Origin of the sequence: Aquimarina algiphila, from assembly GCF_007489275.1 — a bacterium.
GTDB classification, from domain to species: Bacteria; Bacteroidota; Bacteroidia; order Flavobacteriales; family Flavobacteriaceae; genus Aquimarina; species Aquimarina algiphila.
This window is the reverse complement of record NZ_VLNR01000068.1, coordinates 22207-41516: the sequence shown is the minus strand read 5'-3', so window position 1 is coordinate 41516 and position 19310 is coordinate 22207. Positions and strand designations below refer to the sequence as shown.

10 protein-coding genes are annotated in these 19310 nt (G+C 35.3%); 6 read left to right on the top strand and 4 right to left on the bottom strand.

Annotated elements, in window-relative coordinates; translation table 11 throughout:
- Nucleotides 1–17: 17 nt before the first annotated feature.
- Nucleotides 18–11546: a PKD domain-containing protein gene (locus tag FOF46_RS24485; RefSeq protein ID WP_143918280.1), complete on the bottom strand. Its 11529-nt coding sequence runs from the start codon at nucleotides 11544–11546 to the stop codon at nucleotides 18–20.
- 429 nt (nucleotides 11547–11975) lie between these two features.
- On the bottom strand, nucleotides 11976–13013 hold the full coding sequence (gene mreB, locus FOF46_RS24480; protein ID WP_109437668.1) for a rod shape-determining protein: 1038 nt from the start codon (nucleotides 13011–13013) through the stop codon (nucleotides 11976–11978).
- A 281-nt stretch (nucleotides 13014–13294) separates the two neighbouring features.
- On the opposite strand from mreB, the gene cmk reads away from it, so the two are divergent.
- A complete protein-coding gene (cmk, locus tag FOF46_RS24475) occupies nucleotides 13295–13993 on the top strand; it encodes a (d)CMP kinase (RefSeq protein ID WP_143918279.1) in 699 nt (232 codons plus the stop codon).
- Here cmk and FOF46_RS24470 read toward each other — a convergent pair.
- A complete protein-coding gene (locus FOF46_RS24470) occupies nucleotides 13990–14355 on the bottom strand; it encodes a hypothetical protein (protein WP_109437666.1) in 366 nt (121 codons plus the stop codon). The two genes, cmk and FOF46_RS24470, sit on opposite strands and share 4 nt — an antisense overlap.
- Nucleotides 14356–14607: 252 nt before the next feature.
- Nucleotides 14608–14985, bottom strand: coding sequence for a LysM peptidoglycan-binding domain-containing protein (locus FOF46_RS24465; RefSeq protein ID WP_109437665.1), 378 nt, complete (start codon nucleotides 14983–14985; stop codon nucleotides 14608–14610).
- Nucleotides 14986–15134: 149 nt separating this feature from the next.
- On the opposite strand from FOF46_RS24465, the gene FOF46_RS24460 reads away from it, so the two are divergent.
- From FOF46_RS24460 to FOF46_RS24440, 5 genes are all read left to right on the top strand, one after another.
- Nucleotides 15135–15920, top strand: coding sequence for a tRNA pseudouridine synthase A (locus FOF46_RS24460; protein ID WP_143918278.1), 786 nt, complete (start codon nucleotides 15135–15137; stop codon nucleotides 15918–15920).
- Between the two features lie 71 nt (nucleotides 15921–15991).
- The gene (locus tag FOF46_RS24455) at nucleotides 15992–16633 is read left to right on the top strand and encodes an MOSC domain-containing protein (protein WP_143918277.1); all 642 of its coding nucleotides are present in this window, start codon (nucleotides 15992–15994) and stop codon (nucleotides 16631–16633) included.
- A 27-nt stretch (nucleotides 16634–16660) separates the two neighbouring features.
- On the top strand, nucleotides 16661–17461 hold the full coding sequence (locus FOF46_RS24450) for an aldose epimerase family protein (RefSeq protein ID WP_143918276.1): 801 nt from the start codon (nucleotides 16661–16663) through the stop codon (nucleotides 17459–17461).
- Nucleotides 17458–18588 (top strand): flavin-containing monooxygenase, encoded by a 1131-nt coding sequence (locus FOF46_RS24445; protein ID WP_143918275.1) that lies wholly within the window; start codon nucleotides 17458–17460, stop codon nucleotides 18586–18588. The genes FOF46_RS24450 and FOF46_RS24445 overlap by 4 nt, the downstream gene beginning before the upstream one ends.
- A gap of 71 nt (nucleotides 18589–18659) precedes the next feature.
- On the top strand, nucleotides 18660–19310 hold the full coding sequence (locus FOF46_RS24440; RefSeq protein WP_143918274.1) for a hypothetical protein: 651 nt from the start codon (nucleotides 18660–18662) through the stop codon (nucleotides 19308–19310).

Genomic DNA, 19310 nt, shown 5'->3' with positions numbered 1-19310 from the left:
AACTTTATTCTAAAAATTTATCTGTTTAAATAAACCCAACCGGCTTTTGGTTTGGTACCATCTCCAAGATCCAAAATATAGTAATATGTACCTACAGGTAACTTGTCTTCGACATAGATTACAGCTCTTCCGTTTGAGGTACCATCCCAAGAGTTATCATAACCGTCTTTTTCAAAAACAATATTTCCCCATCGGTTATAAATTTCAAGTCTATTATCTGGATATTGCGAAATACAGTCAATACTAAAAGTATCGTTTACTCCATCATTATTAGGTGAAAACTCATTGAAAACAGTTAAACACTGTGTTACAACAAATGCTTCTCCAGAGTCATTATCTGTATTAATATCAAATTGATCTAGATCAAACAAAGAAGCTACATTGATATAATCATCTATATCTAATACTTCTGCAGTTATAGTTAATGTTTCGGTTTCATTAGTATTCACTGTTGGAACAATCCATAGACCTGAGACCTGGTTATAATCACCAGATGAAGCAGATGAAGACACATAACGATATCCTGTTGGTAGTACATCTTGTATTTGAACATTAGTTGCAACGTTAGTATTACTATTATTGGTTGCTGTAATGGTAAACATCACTTCTTCACCTATAGTAACATTTACTGGGCTTACTATTTTGTCAACACCTATATCAACAAATTGTGGAGTAACAACCACAGTGGATTCATCATCATCTGGTATACCATCAGCAAAATCATCGTTATCAACTCCAGAGGTAGTATCACTATCAGGATCTGCTTGATCAGATCTGGTGATTTCTGCTATATTAATATACTCATCAGCTGTATTCGTAGGTTCATTTACAGTTGCCAGAATAATTAAAGACTCAGTTGTACCATTTAATATTGTACCATTAATAGACCAAATTCCGGTAGTACTATTATACAACCCAGCGGTCGCTACAAAAGAAACAAAAGTATATCCGATCGGTAATTGATCGGTAATTTCTACACCTGTGGCATTACTATCTCCGCTATTAGTCACATTAATGACAAATTCTACAGTATCTCCAACCAAAGGAGTAGCATTATTTACTACTTTTTCAATTGATAAATCAGCAAGACCAGAAGGCATTGGATTTACAGTATCCTGATCATCTTCAGAATCTACATTATTATCTGGGTTAGAATCTGGATCAAAAGTGTCTAGCGCAATTAATTCTGCAGTATTAGAATAACTACCAGTAGGTAATACAGTTACTGTAATCGTAAGAGTTTCTGTAATACCATTAGCGAGGTTTCCTATATCCCAAGAACCTATGGTTTCATCATAAATACCAACCGAAGGGTTTGCACTATCAAACATATAACCAGAGGCTAGTACATCTTCGACAACAATTCCTGTTGCATTACTAGGTCCATCATTAGTTATTGTTATTGTAAATGTAATTTGATCACCAACAGCAGGGCTCATCACATCGACTGCTTTTGTAACAGATATATCAGTGATTACTCTTGGAAATACTTGAACTTCTTCTTGATCATCTTCAGCTAAGATGTCATTATTTGGTGTTGAATCCGGATCCAATTCATTAACAGCAGTTACTTCTGCTACATTGGTATAATTTCCTAGTGTATTAATAGAGACAGTTATGTCAATACTTGTTGTTGCTCCAATTCCTAAATTTCCGATAGTCCATAAACCAGTGCCAGAATTATAATCACCTCCACTAGTATCTGAAATCCAATTAAACCCAGAAGGAATAGGGTCAGTTACAACAACCCCGGTTGCTTCACTCGGTCCATCATTAGTTAGTGTAAGAGTAAATGTGATATTATCAGTAACATCTGGGGTGGTATTATTAACTGTTTTTGCTAGAGATAAATCAGCAACAGGAATAGGAGTAGTACCAATAGTACTTGTATTATTAGGAATATTTGGATCAGTAGCCAAATTATCTGAAGCTGTAATTTCTGCTATATTGGTATATACACCCGTTGGGTTAACGGTTGCAGTAATCGTTAGTCTTTCGATATCTCCTTGAATAAGCGTTCTATTCACTGTCCATAATCCAGAAACATCATCATACACTCCAGCTGTTGCTTCATAAGAAACAAAGGTATATCCTGTGGGTAACAAATCAGTAACTACAATGTTTCTATCACTGCTTAATCCTAAATTCTCTAATAGAATGGTAAACTGAATATCACTACCTACTTGTGGAGTTGCGTTATTTACAGATTTAGTTACTCTTAAGTCAGATACTGAAATAGGAATAGGTTCTATAGTGACTTGATCATCTTCTGTATCATCATTATTTGCAGGGGTAGAATCAATATCGTTTTCTGTTGCATCAGTAACTTCAACAACATTGGTATAATCCCCCATTGCCAATACATTAGCGGTTATTGTAAGTGTTTGAGTAACACTGTTAGCAAGATTACCTATTGTCCAGGAACCATTTAATGGTTCATATGTTCCAACGGTGACGGTAGAACTTACGTACTGATATCCAGAAGCCAATAAATCGGTAACAACAACATTTGTAGCATTACTAGGACCATCATTGGTTACTGTCATGGTAAAGGTAATAGTTCCACCAACATTTGGAGTTAAATCATCTGCGACTTTGGTTACAGAAAGATCAATACGAGGAGTTAGAACCGGAGTTACCACCACTTCATCCTGATCATCTTCTGCTAGGATATTGTTGTTTGGTGTAGAGTCTAAGTCTAGTACCCCAGAAGCAGTAACTTGTGCAACATTTGTATAATTACCGGTTTCATTTACCAAAACATCTATCAATAACGTTTCTGTATCTCCACTAGGTATTGTACCTATATTCCATATTCCTGTAGTTTCATCATAAACACCTGCAGTAGAACTATAGAGTACAAAGTCATATCCATTTGGTAAAAGATCGGTTACAGATACTCCTGTTGCAAGAGCAGGTCCATCGTTGGTTACTCTGACCTCAAATGTAATTTCTGTTCCTGTAAATGGCGTAATATCATTATCAACAACTCTTTTAATTAAAGATAAATCTGCGACATCTAAATAATCAATTCTCACTTCTACTTGATTAGAAGGGTTTCCATCATTATCATCTACGGTATAAAAAATTGGTGTAGGATCAGTTATAAATCCTGGATCAGGATCAAAAGATAATATTTGTGTTGCAGGATTGTATGTCCAGGTTCCTTCTCCTGTAACAGTAAACTCTGTTACATCACCATCACCATCTGTGATAATACCAGTTGCACCTGCGGGTGGAATTAAATTTACTCCATTTGGATCTAAGGTACCATCCGGATCACTATCATTAGTAAGTATTGTTATATCTACAGTATCGCCCGGAGTATTATTTAAATCCTCATTATCAACTGCAACCGGCGGTTGGATTGCATAGTCAATAGTTATAGTAGCTGGAGCAACACTTATTTCTAGATTGTCTGAATCTATAATATTATAATCAATAGGTGTTGGGTCTCCTGTAAATCCTGCTTCAGGTGTAAATGTCATTTGTCCCGTTGCTTCGTTGTATAGCCAGTCACCTTCATTAGGAACAGTAAAACCGATAGTTGTAAAATTGGCACCGATTACAGGACTGGTTGCTGTGATAGGAATAACTAAATCCACAAAAACATCAGTGGGTAAAGGAGTGCTTCCATCTGCTAATACATCATTATTAATGATATTGAGTGTTACCGAATTGTTAGTTACATTATTAGAACTATTATCATCATTGGGCACTGGGGGTGTAGGCGTATATTCTATATTAACTGTAGCAAGATTTGATGTGTTTCCATCATTATCATCTACCGTATAGGTAATATCAGTCGGGTTACCAGTAAAACCATCTTGCGGATCAAAACTAAGTTCTCCGGTAATCTCGTTATAGGACCAAATTCCTTCTCCTGGAACTGTAAATCCAATAACATCTCCATTCAAGTCTGTAATTACATTAGTTGCTCCAACCGGAGTAGTAAGATTTACAGACATAGGATCAATAGTTCCATCGGCATCAGTATCTCCAGTAAGAATTTGTACATTGACTGTATCTCCAGCCGTATTAGCCAAGCTATCATCATCATCTGCTACTGGAGGTATTTGATAGATCACAGTAATTAAAGCTGTATCTGTTTGATTGTTATCCAGATCGGTTAATTCATAAGTAATTGGTGTTGGATTTCCTGTAAAGGCAGGAATGGGGTCAAAAGTTACAATTCCAGTTACGGGACTGTAGGTCCAATCTCCTTGCCCAGGAACATTCAATGTCGTTTGTATTCCAGGAGTTCCTGGATCTAAGTCGATAGAAACATCTGTAACATCTGGAGTAGTTCCATCAGCCAGCGTATCATTATCTAATATAGATACATCTGTATTATTTCCTATCACAGTTGCAACCGCATTCGTATCATCATTGGCTACAGGAGGAGTAGGCGTATATTCTATATTTACAGTAGCAAGATTTGATGTGTTTCCATCATTATCATCTACAGTATAGGTAATATCGGTTGGATTACCCGTAAATCCATCTTGCGGATCAAAGCTAAGTTGTCCTGTAGTTTCATCATATGACCAAACACCTTCTCCAGGAACAGTAAATCCAATCACATCACCATCAAGACTTGTAATTACATTTGTTGCTCCACCTGGTGTAGTAAGATCGACTGTTGTCGGGTCAATAGTTCCATCGGCATCAGTATCTCCAGTAAGAATTGGTACATTAACTGTATCTCCCGCCGTATTAGCCAAGCTATCATCATCATCTGCTACTGGAGGTATTTGATAGATCACAGTAATTAAAGCTGTATCTGTTTGATTGTTATCCAGATCAGTTAATTCATAAGTAATTGGTGTTGGATTTCCTGTAAAGGCAGGAATAGGATCAAAGGTTACAATCCCTGTTACAGGGCTGTAGGTCCAATCTCCTTGCCCAGGAACATTCAATGTCGTTTGTATTCCAGGAGTTCCTGGATCTAAGTCGATAGAAACATCTGTAACATCTGGAGTAGTTCCATCTGCCAGCGTATCATTATCTAATATAGATACATCTGTATTATTTCCTATCACAGTTGCAACCGCATTCGTATCATCATTGGCTACAGGAGGAGTAGGCGTATATTCTATATTTACAGTAGCAAGATTTGATGTGTTTCCATCATTATCATCTACAGTATAGGTAACATCGGTTGGGTTACCTGTAAAACCAATTACAGGATCAAAACTAAGTCCACCGGTGGTTTCATTATACAACCAAACACCTTCTCCGGGAACAGTAAATCCAATCACATCACCATCAAGACTTGTGATTACATTTGTTGCACCACCTGGAGTAGTAAGATTAACAGATGTCGGATCAATAGTACCATCTGGGTCTGTATCTCCATTAAGAATAGGAACAGTTACCGTAGTACCAACAGTATTCGCCAAGCTATCATCATTATCTGCTACTGGAGGTTGTTGATAGATCACAGTAATTAAAGCTGTGTCTGTTTGATTGTTATCCAGATCAGTTAATTCATAAGTAATTGGTGTTGGATTTCCTGTAAAGGCAGGAATGGGGTCAAAAGTTACAATTCCAGTTACGGGACTATAGGTCCAATCTCCTTGCCCAGGAACATTCAATGTCGTTTGTATTCCAGGAGTTCCTGGATCTAAGTCGATAGAAACATCTGTAACATCGGGAGTACTTCCATCACCAAGGGTATCATTATCTAATACAGATACATCTGTGTTATTTCCGATTGGAGTTGCAACGGTATTAGTATCATCATTTGCTATAGGAGGAGTTGGAGTATATTCTATATTTATGGATGCCACATTGGATAAATTACCATCATCATCTCTAACTGTGTAGGTAATATCTGTTGGGTTGCCGGTATACCCTGTTTCTGGAGAAAAGCTTAATAATCCAGTAATACCATTATAACTCCATGTCCCTTCACCCGGAACTATAAATTCTATTACATTTCCATTAAGGTCAGTAACGATTCCTATCGCTCCGCCTGGGGGGATAAGATTTACCGTAGCTGGGTCAATAAGCCCATCAGGATCATTATCATTAGTTGTAATTGGTAAATTAACTGTTGTTCCGACAGCATTAGCTAAGCTTTGATCATCATTAGCAACCGGAGGTTGTTGATAGACAATAGTGATAAGTGCTGTATCGGTCTGATTATTATCTAAATCGGTAAGTTCATAAGTAATCGGCGTTGGACTGTTTGTGAATCCACCTACCGGAGTAAATGTAACTTGTCCGGTTCCTGGATTATACACCCAGTCTCCTTGAGTAGGAACATTAAGTGTGTTCTGTATTCCAGGAGTAGTAAGGTCTAAATCCACATCTACATCTGAAGGGTTTGGTGTACTTCCATCTGCTAATAAGTCATTATTGATAATGTTAAGTATTGTAGGATCATTAATAGGAGTAGGAGTCAAATTAGTATCATCATTGGCTACTAGAGGAGTGAACGTGTATTCAATATTAACTGTCGCAACATTTGAAGTATTACCACTATCGTCTCTTACGGTATATGTAATATCAGTTGGGTTGCCTGTAAAACCAGGTTCTGGCGAAAATGTAAGTTCACCTGTATCATCATCATACGCCCATGATCCTTCTCCTGGGGCTGTAAATCCAATCACATCACCATCAAGATCTGTAATGATACTTGTTGCTCCAACCGGAGTATCCAGATCAACACTTTCTGGGTCTAAAGTTCCGTCACTATCAGAATCATTATTAAGAATGATAACAGGTACAGGGTCTCCTAGAGTATTATTTAAACTTTGATCGTTAACCGCAACAGGAGGATCATTTGGTGTAATCGTTATAGTAGCTTCATCTTGATCATCTTCTCCAGGAACATCATTATTTGGTGTTGAATCCGGGTCAAACTCATTGCTTGCCGTAATTTGAGCGGAGTTATTATAAGGCCCCGTAGCATTCACAGTTGCATCAAATGTAAGATTTACAGTGGTTCCGTTAGGTACATTTACACCGCTCCATGTTATGGATAAATTACCAGCATTATAAAGTCCGGAGTTGCTTACTGTACCTGGAACTAAACTATACCCTGCAGGTATAATATCAACCACTTCAACTCCTGTGGCATCAGAACTTCCACTCGCATTATTATTAGTGATCGCAACAGTAAATGTTACGGTTTCACCAATTTTTGCGGCAGCTGGTAAGACTGATTTGGATAATTCTAAATCTACTATAGGAATAATTACAATAGTTACTTGATCAGATCTGGGATCACAACTCCCATTGGTAACAGTCCATTCGAATATATAGGTTCCTGCAATGGTACTTGTTACATTGCTATTTGGATTTGTATTATCATCGATATTAGCTACATTTGGACCTGAGACTTGAGTCCATCTTCCTACTGAAGGTGGGGAGGCAGCTGTAGCACCTAAGGTCACAATTGAGAATTCAGGTAAATTTTGATCTGGTCCAGCTTCCGCTATGATGGGATCAGAAACGACGGTAACTTCCATTATATCGGTTGATGTACATCCTCCACCAACTGTGGTCCAGGTAAATTCATATGTTTCTGGTGCAAGATCGATAACCAGACTATTAGGGTTATTGGGAGCTGTAATAATAGGCCCCGCTGGTCCGCCGGTTTGAGTCCAGGTACCTGTGCCACTTGCAAGGGGGACAGCATTTAAGAACGTTTGCGTTTCATCACAAAGATTTTGATCAGGTCCTGCATCTGCAGGAGTAGGAGGAACTCCAGTAAATGTTAATGTTACAGTATCGGATTGAGGATCACACAGATTTGGTGATACGGGATCTGTAAAAGGACTGGTGTTAGAGTAAGAAACTGTCCATGTTAGTACATAAATATCATCGATACCATCATTACCAACATCACCAGGAACATTAGATAAAATAGTTTGTGGATTATTAATATCGTTTATTACTACAACTCCACCTGAAGGATCGTCTCCAGGATTTGCAAAAGACCATGTTCCTTCAGCAAATTCTGGTAATGTAGCATTCAGTTGAGTATCTTCTTGACATGCATTAGTTTGATCAGAACCAGCGCTGATTGGTCCTCCAAAGACCTCTATTCTTACTATACTAGCTTTATCGGTACAATTATCAATAGAGTAATTCCATTGTAGAATATATACACCAGCTTCACTCAAACCATTTAATGTTGCATTGGGATTATTTATATCCCCTATTGGAATAGAAGCTGTACCAGATGGTTGTTCTAAGATGCTCCAAGTAGCTGTAAGCCCAGGATCTGCAGGCGGTGTACTCCCTGCTAATGTGATTGAAGTAGTATCATCACTACAAATAAAACGACTCGTACCCGCTATAGGATCTACCGAAGGTCCATCACTTATCGTAATAATAACCGTATCTGTATTGTTACAAACATCTCCTGGAGTAGTATAATTAGTTTCGAATTGAAACTCATAAGTATTACCAGGAATAACTGAAGCATTTGCAGTATTACTACCCGGTGAAGATTGATTAATGGTTGATACGGGGGCACCATTAGCAACTTGTGTCCAGGTTCCTGTAGTTCCTGGAGTAGCTTCTAGAAATACACTGGTTACTTCACATAAATCTTGATCAGGTCCTGCACTAGACGGAGCATATACATCTATCATGACATTTTGTGATGAGGTAGGGCATAACGGATCACCGGTTACTGAGGATATTGGAGAACTTGAAGTAACGGTCCAATTAAAAACATATGTACCTGTTGTTAAACCAGAAACATTAATATTATTATTGCTAGGATTATCTATGCTAGGCGTATTTGGACCCGATACCAATGACCATACTCCCGACTCTGTGATAGGGTTCAATAAGGGATCTGCTGTAATAACTGCATTAGTAGTCGCGCAAATCACTTGATCTCCAGCTGGAATGTTTGCCACTGTTGGAGGAATTCCTACTACAATAGTAACTTGATCTGCCGGGCTCGTCACCGGACAATCTTCGAAAGAGATAACCCATTCAAAAACATAAGTTCCATCTAAAAGATTAGAGAATGTAGCGGTTGGACTATTTTCATCATCTACAGAGAATTGCCCACCAGAAACTAAATTCCATGTTCCTGTACCTCCAGCCGGTGCTGGAGTAGCATTCATATCAAAAGATAATAATAATGGATCTAAGCATAATTCTTGATCTGGTCCTGCACTTACGCTTAGATTGGTGTCGGCTATTACTACCTGAACATCATCAGAAGTACTAGCACATCCATTAGGAGTAGGAGCAGTATATTGTATCGTCCATGTAAATATATAGACACCATCCGAAGGGACCGTGGCAACAGCATTAGGTTGTGTTGCATCCGGAGCAAAAGTAACTCCAGCAGCAGGTGAAACGGTCCATAGCCCTTCTTCGGGATTAGGTGTGGTAGCAGGAGCATTTCCTGATAATGAAACATTTGTAGTTCCTCCAGCCAAACATTGATCAACTCCGGCAGCGGCAGCTGTAGGCGATATATCTGCAGAAGTGGTTATATCTACTGTGTCAGTAGCAGGAGCTAGTGTACAAGCGGTATTATCTACAATATCTAAAGACCAGGTAAGTGTATAGGTCGTAGAAGGTGAAGAAAACCCAGAAGCTACTGCATTTGGATCATTTATATCAGAAAATGTTATCCCGGGAGGACCAGTCCAGGTTCCAGTCTGAGCGGCGGAGCCTGCATTTGCAGCTAGCTCTACATTAGCTCCAACACAAATATCAATTTGATCAGGACCTGCGTCTACAGGATTATTACTTATTGGTGAAACTTCAATTATTACTTCATCTGTTATAGGAGGTACACAATTAGGTCCTGCGGTTACAGTATATCTAAATTCATAAGTACCAGGAATCATATCTGATAAAAGAGGATTTTGTGCATAAATATCAGAAATAGTAGCAGTATTTGGACCAGATACTTGTGACCAAACTGATAGTTCTTGTGGAAGAATAGGACTTCCAGCAAGGGTTCCGCCTACCTGACCACATGCAAAATCTTGATTCACACCAGCATTAGCTCCACTAGGAGGGGCAGATATGATTATATTAATGGCATCATTAGCTTCATCACATCCTGTTAGCTGATTTCCGGTTCTTCTTCTTCTGAAATTAACGGTGTATGTACCAGGAACGTCAAATATATTAATTGTCGTTGGACTACTTACCGCATTTTGGTATGAAGTAGGAAATGAAATAGCAGAAGCGCTTGGCCCACTAATGATGCTATATTGAGTGTTATTACCATTAGTAAATGTAAAAGGAACATTTACAGTAGTGTCTCCACATGGAGCAACAATATCATTTCCAGAATTTACAACAATATCTATTACACCTACATTATAACGTACTCTAGCGGTTGCTACTTCTGTACAAAGTGTTACATTATTAGTTATGGTATAGGTAAATGTATAATCTCCTGGAGATGCAAGACCTGTTATTTGAGTAGTGCTATTCATTGGACTTACAATGGTAGCAGGAGGACCTCCAGTTTGATTCCATTCTACAGTTTCATTAGTAAAATCTGGAGTAGAACCTACTAATGTGGTTTCTGTAATCGAAGCATCACAAAACCGTTGATTATTATCTTGTATTGTCGCAGGTGTAATATCCTGCGTTGCAGGATCAATAACAATATTAACCGTATCACTACCCGTTGCACAAGGTCCGACAACATTCCATCGAAACGTATACGTTCCTTCTATAAGATCAGAGACATTGGTATTAGCACTATTAGGATTTGTTATGGATGGAAACGAAGGTCCGCTAACGAACGTCCAGGTTCCTTGTTGCCCATTAAGATTATTACCTCCAAAAGAACCATTTAAATTTGTGGATCGACTTACTGTATAACATTGATCTAAACTTTGGTTAGGTCCTGCATTTACAGGGATTTCACCACCATAATTGGTAACTGTAATATCTGATGAAGAACTACACGAAGAAACAGAATTTGTAATCGTCCATCGTAATGTTGTACTACCTGCATTAGTTTCTGATAGGGTTATAGGAGTACTAGCTGAATTTGGTAAACTAATAGATACACCAGCGCCATTTCCTCCCACTATTGACCATTGTCCTGTTTCATTAATATTCCCAGGACTATTTCCATTAACAACTATAGAGCCTGTATTATCAGGACATGAAGCTACATCTGTACCAGCATCTGCAATGGTTATTGGGTTTACCACAATAGAAACAGTTTGAGATGGGGTATCACCATTAAAACATTCTGCAGTATACTCAAATTCATAAGTATTACCAGCAATAAAACCTGTTATTATAGGGTTGTCTATTGTAGGATCGCTAATGATAACTGTTGGCCCAGCAGTTTGACTCCATGTTGGACCACTGGCATAAGTGTCAGGACTACTACCTTGTAATTGCATTGTATCATTGATACATATCGTTTGGTTTAATCCGGCATTGATGGTACAACTTTGGGATTTGACGGTAGTAACCCCTGCAAAAAAGACTACTAAGAGTACACAAAATTGTAAAAACAACTTATTTGTTCTAGTTAGCAATCGACTGGGGATTTTCTTTTTTTCGGTTAAGTAAAATTGTTTCATAAAATGTAATTAGAAAACTGATGGTAAAAAATCTTATTTATGTTTCGTCAAAGGGCGTATTTATTACTTGAGAGTTTTGGGTATAAACAAAACTCTTTAAAATACAGGGGGTATGTTTTTTGACAATGTTTGGGGTTTATTGTAGTACCGTATAAAAATAACATAATTTTAACACTCTTGGATACGGCTAAAACGTAATATTTTTAAGGTTTTTCCTAAGTTCTTGTTTTTTAGATTACTATCTGGTTTTTAGATGTGTGGGACATCAAAATATTAAAGAATTATTTTAAAAAATGATGCTGTACTAAATATGAAAAAAGGAGATTTCTTTTTTAGAGAAATGATTAGAGATAAACTATGAACTCCTAACACTATATATAATGATTGAAGAAAAAATGAAAATTAAATTTTATAGAACCATGTCTTGTATTACCTCCTCTTTTGTACAAGTACATCAGTATATCTATCGAGATTTTTAAGCACAATATCGCTTCCTTTTACTACAGTTTTAAGAGGTTGTTCCCCAAGATGTACAGGAAGTTCTGTAGTTCTTGATAATCGCTCATCAAGTCCTCTAAGCATGGATCCGCCTCCAGTTAGGTAGATACCTGTATTGTAAATATCGGCAGATATTTCTGGAGGAATTTCAGAAAGCGTCTCCATGATGGCATTTTCTATTTGTGTGATAGATTTATCTAGACTTTTTTCTATCTCTTTATATGATAATTGTATTTGTTGAGGTTTTCCGGTAAGTAAATCTCTTCCTTCTATTTGGATGTTATCTGGAGGAGAAGTTAAATTATGTATTGCAGAACCAATTTTTATTTTTATTTTTTCCGCCATAGATTCTCCAATGTGTAGGTTACGAAACTCACGTATATATTGAGTGATGTCCTCATTAAAAGTGTTTCCGGCGATTTTTACCGATTGACCGCTAATTATTCTTCCCAAAGAGATTACAGCAATTTCTGTAGTTCCTCCTCCGATATCAACAATCATGTTACCTTTAGGTTCCAAAACGTTTATACCTCCTCCAATAGCTGCAGCGATAGGTTCATGTATAAGGAATATATTTTTTGCATTTAATCGTTTTGCAGATTCTTGTACTGCTCGCATTTCTACTTCTGTACTTCCGCAAGGAATAGCAATAATCATATTATATGAAGAAAAAAATAACGAAGAATTAAGAGACGATAATCGTTTTATAAATGTCTTCAACATTTTTTCTGTTGCATCAAAATTAGAAATGACACCATTACTAAAAGGATAAATTGTTTTTATATTTTTATTGATCTTACCTCTCATCATACCAGCCTCTTTACCGACGGCAATAATTTTTCCTGAAATTTGATTTATAGTAATGATAGAAGGATTGTCGACCGCTATTTTTCCTTTATAAGTAATAAGCGTATTAGAAGTGCCTAGATCTATTGCAATTTTTTCGTTTAAAAAGTCAAAAAAGCCCATGATTTGTGTTACTTAGGTTAAGTATGTTGATTTTAAGGTAAACTAAAGTAACTTTATATCATACAAAGGGGGTTCAAAGGTAAATAACTTGGATAAAATGTAATTATTGTGTTGGCATCTTATTTTAACAAGGTTTCTGACCTATGATTTAATATACAAGATGTTAGTATTTTGTAAAGACTATGTAATCATAACTTTTTTTCTTTAGCTTGTATTTTCAGGATAGTTTCGTGTATTTTTGGCACTCATAATAATTTTATTCATATAAATTCTAGATATAGTTGGAAGCAAAAAAGATTATTGTAGCTATTGATGGCCATTCGTCTACAGGAAAAAGCACGGTTGCTAAACAACTGGCTAAGGCACTAGGATATATTTATGTGGATACGGGAGCGATGTATCGCGCAGTTTCTTTATATGCTATGAGAGCTGGTTTTATTGATGAATCTCATTTTGATACAGAAGCTTTGGAAAATGATCTTTCTAAAATCAATCTTAAGTTTGAAATTAGTCCAAAAACTGGCCTGGCTGAAGTATTACTTAATGGAGAGAATATAGAGCAAGAAATTAGAACTCTTGCAGTTTCTCGACATGTGAGTAAAATCGCTGCGGTATCCAGTGTACGTAGAAAATTAGTTGAACAACAACAAAAAATGGGCGTGGATAAAGGGATAGTAATGGATGGAAGAGATATAGGTACTGTTGTATTCCCTAAAGCAGAGCTTAAGTTATTCATGACGGCAACTGCCAAAGATCGGGCAGAACGAAGGTTTATTGAACTTTCTGATCGGGGAGAGGATGTAACCTATGAAGATGTTTTAAAAAATGTAGTAAATCGAGACCACATTGATAGCACAAGAAAAGATTCACCATTACGAAAAGCTGGAGATGCTATCAAGATTGATAATTCTAACCTTACATTAGAAGAACAATTTGATCAAATTTTACAATTAGCAAAAATTACAATAAAAAAATCTTAGTCTTCTGGAGAGGCAAGAGAATCAGATATTATATTCTCTTTTAAGTTAGCATCCACAAGTTCTTTGGATTGATACAATTTTATATCTTCTTTAACCCATTCTACAAGTTCAACGTATTCATCATTATTACGAAGAATTAATACGCGATTTAGTCGTAATAGATCATTTACAACTTGTTTATATTTTTGGATATTAGTATCGGTAACTTGATAAAAAGGTTTGTCTACCAGAATTTGATATTGTTTCCCATTGTTCAACACAATCTGATCTTTACGTTCATATATGATATTAGTCTTGGATATCGATTGAGCGTAATTGTTAATTGTAATGCATAAAAAGACTATAAATAATATTCTTTTCATAATGATTTATTTTGGGTCTATTACAAAATTACGGTAAAACCGTAAAAAGAAAATATTTTTTACCGGTTTTCTAATATATTTTCGATAAAATACAAGATTTAAGGTTGTATAATCAGGTAAGAGATCAAAAAAAGCCACTAAATTCGAATTTAGTGGCTTTTTTTATTGTGTAAAGTATTGAATACTAGATTTTAATACTAAGGTTGTGTATGTATTATATAGTATATACTTCTATTTTTTTGTTTATAAAACTTATAGATTAGGGATAACTAATTCTTGATCAGGATGAATAACATCAGGGTTCTTCAGAATACCGGTATTTGCCTCAAAAATAGCTTTATATTTCATTGGATCTCCATAATAATGTTTAGCAATTTTGCTTAATGATTCTCCACTTTTTACAGTATGTCTATGATATACAGAAGTATCTGCTACATTGATATCAGCTACAATATCAGAAGGAGATTCGCCTCCAATTTCTTTTATTTTATCCCAAAGCTGGTTTTTTTCATATTGAGTATTTGCCGTACCTTTTATTTTAAGAGTTCCGTTTTCTTCAGATACATCACCGTCCTGGATATTTAACTTTTGCCCTAAATCCAGAACATCTTGATACTTTGCTTTTACCATAACTAAGTTGATTTTAAATTATTAATTAGCTTTACTCAAATATAGGAAATTATAAAGTTGTGTTCACATAATTTTAGGATTAAAAAATGAATAAATATCGTTGAAATACATAATTTATCTATATTCGGACAGATTTTAAAAGATATTTGATGTTTCGTAAACGTTTCTATTATATAATTGAGCTACAATATCTTGGTTTTAGATATCATGGGTGGCAAAAACAACCTACAGTAAACACCTTACAACGTATGGTAGAACGAACTGTCGCTTATGTGTTGGATCATAAGAATTTTAAAGTTTTGGCTGCGGGAAGGACAGATGCAAAGGTGTCTGCAAACCAAGCTTATGTAGAATTGTTTGTTGATAAAGAACCTTTAGATTTGGAGATTTTTTATCCGGTATTTAACCAAAATTTACCACAAGATATAAGAGCTTTAAGTATTGAAGAAACTGATGAAAATTTTAATATCATTCAATCTCCTAAAATTAAAGAATATCTATATTTATTTTCTTATGGAGAGAAATTTCATCCTTTCTGCGCACCATTTATGTATAATATATTAGAAGACCTTAATATTGATTTAATGCAAAAGGCAGCTGTATTATTTGAAGGGAAACATAATTTTAGATCTTATTGTCATCGTCCTACCGAAAAAACAATTTTAGAAGGAGAAATAACACATTGCGAAATAAAAAAAAATGATGTCTATGTTGCTAATTTTTTTCCAAAAGAGAGTTATCTTTTACAAGTGAAAGGAGAAGGGTTTAAGAGAAACCAAATTCGATTAATGATGGGAGCTTTACTAGATTTAGGAAAGGGGAAAATTGATTTAGATTTTTTTAAAAAAACGTTAGATCCAAATGAAGAAGAAATTGTCTTAGAGCATATTGTTCCTGGTTCAGGTTTAATACTAAACTCAGTAGAGTTTAAATAAGCATACTGTACACTATGTTGGATAATTGAGGTAATAGTAGTTTTATAATCTTTTTAAAATAATATATAAGCATGAAGGTAATATCTACAAATATTGGTGAACCACAAATAGTGTCTTGGAGAGGGAAAGAAGTTAAAACAGGAATCTATAAACATCCTGTTAACCTACCAATATATCTGGATAAAGAAGACGTGAAAAATGATCATGTGATCGATCGAAGATATCACGGAGGTGTAGATAAAGCATGTTATATATATGCTACAGACAACTATTCATATTGGAAAGAAAAATATCCCGATTTGGATTGGAATTATGGGATGTTTGGAGAGAATCTAACAGTTTCAGGTTTTGATGAAAAAAAGATCAAGATAGGTTCTATTTATGCCTTGGGAGAGGCCACTGTACAAATATCAAGACCGAGACAACCTTGTTACAAATTAGGAATTAGGTTTGGGAATCAAGCAATTATTAAACAGTTTGTTGATTCTTTACTTTCTGGAGTATATGTAAGAGTGTTAGTCCCTGGAGAAGTTAAGGTGAATGATGAATTTGTATTGGATACAGAAAATAGTGAAGGGATTTCAATTTCAGAATTAAATACCTTGCTATTTCATTATGATGATACATTACACAAAAACCTATTACAAAAGGCACTTGATGATCCTTTAATTTCTGAAAGTGATAAGAAGTATTTTAAAAAGCATGCATCATAATATTCAAAATTATCTAATCAACTTTTTATGGCTGATACTATAAAATTACGTAGCGATGACAACCATTCTGTTGTTACCATTTATAAAGGTGAATTGATAAGTTATCAACTAATGGGTGTAGAGGTAATGCATCAGAAAGGAGATCCTGGATGGGGAAGTACAGAAATTGAAATGTTTCCTATTATTGGAGCAACTGCAGCAAATGATTTTTCTGTTCAAACAGCAAAAGGAGAAGCAAAGCTAGATCAACATGGGATTTTGAGAGGAATGGAATATCTTCCAATGCAAGAAGAAAGGAGTAAAGCTTCTTTTTATAAAACATACAAGGCAAATACAGAAGTTAAGAATCCTAAATTTCCTGAAAAATCAACACAGCAATATATGCATTGGCCATATGATTTTCAGTTTACAAAAATCTTTGATTTAACAAATGGAAGTCTAACCATTTATTTCGAAATAAAATCAGAAGATGGGATGCCATTTATGTTAGGTTTTCATCCTGCATTTAAAATTTATAGCAAAAATCCGATTTTAAGAACTGGAAATACACTTGTTTCTTTGGACGAGGTTCTTGAGGTCGGCTCATCTGCTTTCCTTCTCGAAGAATGTAAAGAGTTAGTACTGGAAAATAATGATAGCCTTATAGTTAATCTTAAAACAAAGGGTTTTCGGCATATGATGCTTTGGAGTGAAGTTAGCAATATGGTATGCATAGAACCTATTACCTTTTATCCATCAAGTGTATCGATACCCCAATTGCACAAAGGATTTGACTATAGTTCTGAATATGAGAAATATCAAGTTACTATTTCACCTTTATTATTATGAAAATTCAAGAACTTGAAAATTTAGTTATAGGTGCAGGACCAGCAGGGTTAGCAGTAGCAGGGAGACTACGAAAAAATAATATTCCGTTTGAAATTATAGAACAATCCAATAAAATAGCATGGAGTTGGCATAATCATTATGATCGATTACTGCTACATACAGTAAAAGAATTATCTTATTTACCGTATCTAAAATTTCCTGAAGAATATCCAAGATATATCCCCAAATCCTTGTTAGCAGAATATTATGAGAAGTATGCAGAGCATTTTAAAATAGAACCTCAGTATAATACCAAAGTAGAAACAATACAAAAAAAAGGAAATCATTGGATAGTTGACACCAATACTGATATATCGTTTATGGCTAAAAATGTAATTGTTGCTACTGGAGTAAATCGAGTTCCTTATGCTCCAAAATGGAAAGGTCAGGATGATTTTAAAGGAAAAATAATTCATAGCAGAGTATATAAAAATGGTAAACCATTTTTGGGACAGAAAGTAATCATTGTCGGGATGGGAAATACTGGTGCAGAATTGGCATTAGATCTTAGCGAAGCTCATATAGATGTAACACTATCGGTGAGAAGTCCATTACTTATTGTTCCAAGAGATATTAATGGTCGCCCCGTACAGACCACAGCAAAGAAACTAGAAAAGTTACCTTTTGGATTAGGCAGATGGATTGGTAAGCAGGTTCGGAATATTGTTATTGGAGATTTATCAAAATATGGAATTTCTATTTCTAAAGAAGATCCGATAGATCATTTAAAAAAGACAGGAAAAACTCCAGTGATTGATTTGGGAACGGTTAAAAGAATTAAAGAAGGTAAAATTAAAGTAGTTGGAGATATAGATCATTTTAATAAAAATGGTATTCAACTAAAGAGTGGAATTGATATTGAGGCTGATGTTATACTTCTAGCTACTGGGTATAGAGCAAAAATAGAAGATTTTATAGAAGATACAGATGAGCTTTTGGATGTTGAAGGAGTGCCAAAAAGTCCTATTGCAGTTGGGGCTCATCAAGGGTTGTTTTTTGTAGGTTTTGATAATTATAAGCTTGGCGGAATTTTAGGTACGATTTTTAATGATTCTAAAACGATAGTAGATGAAATTTTGAAACAATAGAAGTGATTTCACTGTTTACCGTGTTCTGTACCAGTTGTTATTGAATGATATTTGTGATAGTTTTTAATAGTATGAAAAATAAATTTTTGATTGTTGCTTTACTTTTGATTAGTTATCGATTATTAGCTCAGGAGTTAGATACTCCTTCTATTGTATATAACGATACCGATTTGTCATGGCAGAATTTTCCTGCGATCTCAGAAGATGGATCATATTATCTAATTATTTACAACGAGTATTCTTGTTGTGTGGATACCGGAAGTATTTTACAACAACGTAGTGTTACTACTGGAGAAATTAATAAAGAAATTATTTTATATCCCAATGAAACTGATCAAATAGAGTTTTCTTCAGAGAAAAAAGCTACTATCATTAAAGAGGTACAAGATTTATTAAAAGAAACGAGCTATTTTAAGTTATTTGAAGTGAAAAAACATCAACAAATTCAACAAAAGGATAATAATGAATTATTTGTAAAAGCCAAATTACTAACTCAATCTTTCACAAGTAAAAGTGTGAATTTACCTTTGTCAAAACTTCATGGATTTTGCTGTACGGGAGATTATGATAGTAAAGAAAGCTGTGATGTAAGTCAAAGTATAGAAAATGTTTGGTTAAGTAAAAAGCATCAATTATTACTTATAGAGTCAGGTGTAACACATCCTGCCGATGGTTGCGATGACGGCCCATACTATACTGTAACACCTCTTTTAAAAGAATAA

Bases quoted from the DNA above. Each gene is read 5' to 3' on its own strand.
- FOF46_RS24485 (WP_143918280.1), bottom strand. From the start codon at position 11,546: ATGAAACAATTTTACTTAACCGAAAAAAAGAAAATCCCCAGTCGATTG.
- mreB (WP_109437668.1), bottom strand. From the start codon at position 13,013: ATGGGCTTTTTTGACTTTTTAAACGAAAAAATTGCAATAGATCTAGGC.
- FOF46_RS24470 (WP_109437666.1), bottom strand. From the start codon at position 14,355: ATGAAAAGAATATTATTTATAGTCTTTTTATGCATTACAATTAACAAT.
- FOF46_RS24465 (WP_109437665.1), bottom strand. From the start codon at position 14,985: ATGGTAAAAGCAAAGTATCAAGATGTTCTGGATTTAGGGCAAAAGTTA.
- FOF46_RS24460 (WP_143918278.1), top strand. From the start codon at position 15,135: ATGTTTCGTAAACGTTTCTATTATATAATTGAGCTACAATATCTTGGT.
- FOF46_RS24455 (WP_143918277.1), top strand. From the start codon at position 15,992: ATGAAGGTAATATCTACAAATATTGGTGAACCACAAATAGTGTCTTGG.
- FOF46_RS24450 (WP_143918276.1), top strand. From the start codon at position 16,661: ATGGCTGATACTATAAAATTACGTAGCGATGACAACCATTCTGTTGTT.
- FOF46_RS24445 (WP_143918275.1), top strand. From the start codon at position 17,458: ATGAAAATTCAAGAACTTGAAAATTTAGTTATAGGTGCAGGACCAGCA.
- FOF46_RS24440 (WP_143918274.1), top strand. From the start codon at position 18,660: ATGAAAAATAAATTTTTGATTGTTGCTTTACTTTTGATTAGTTATCGA.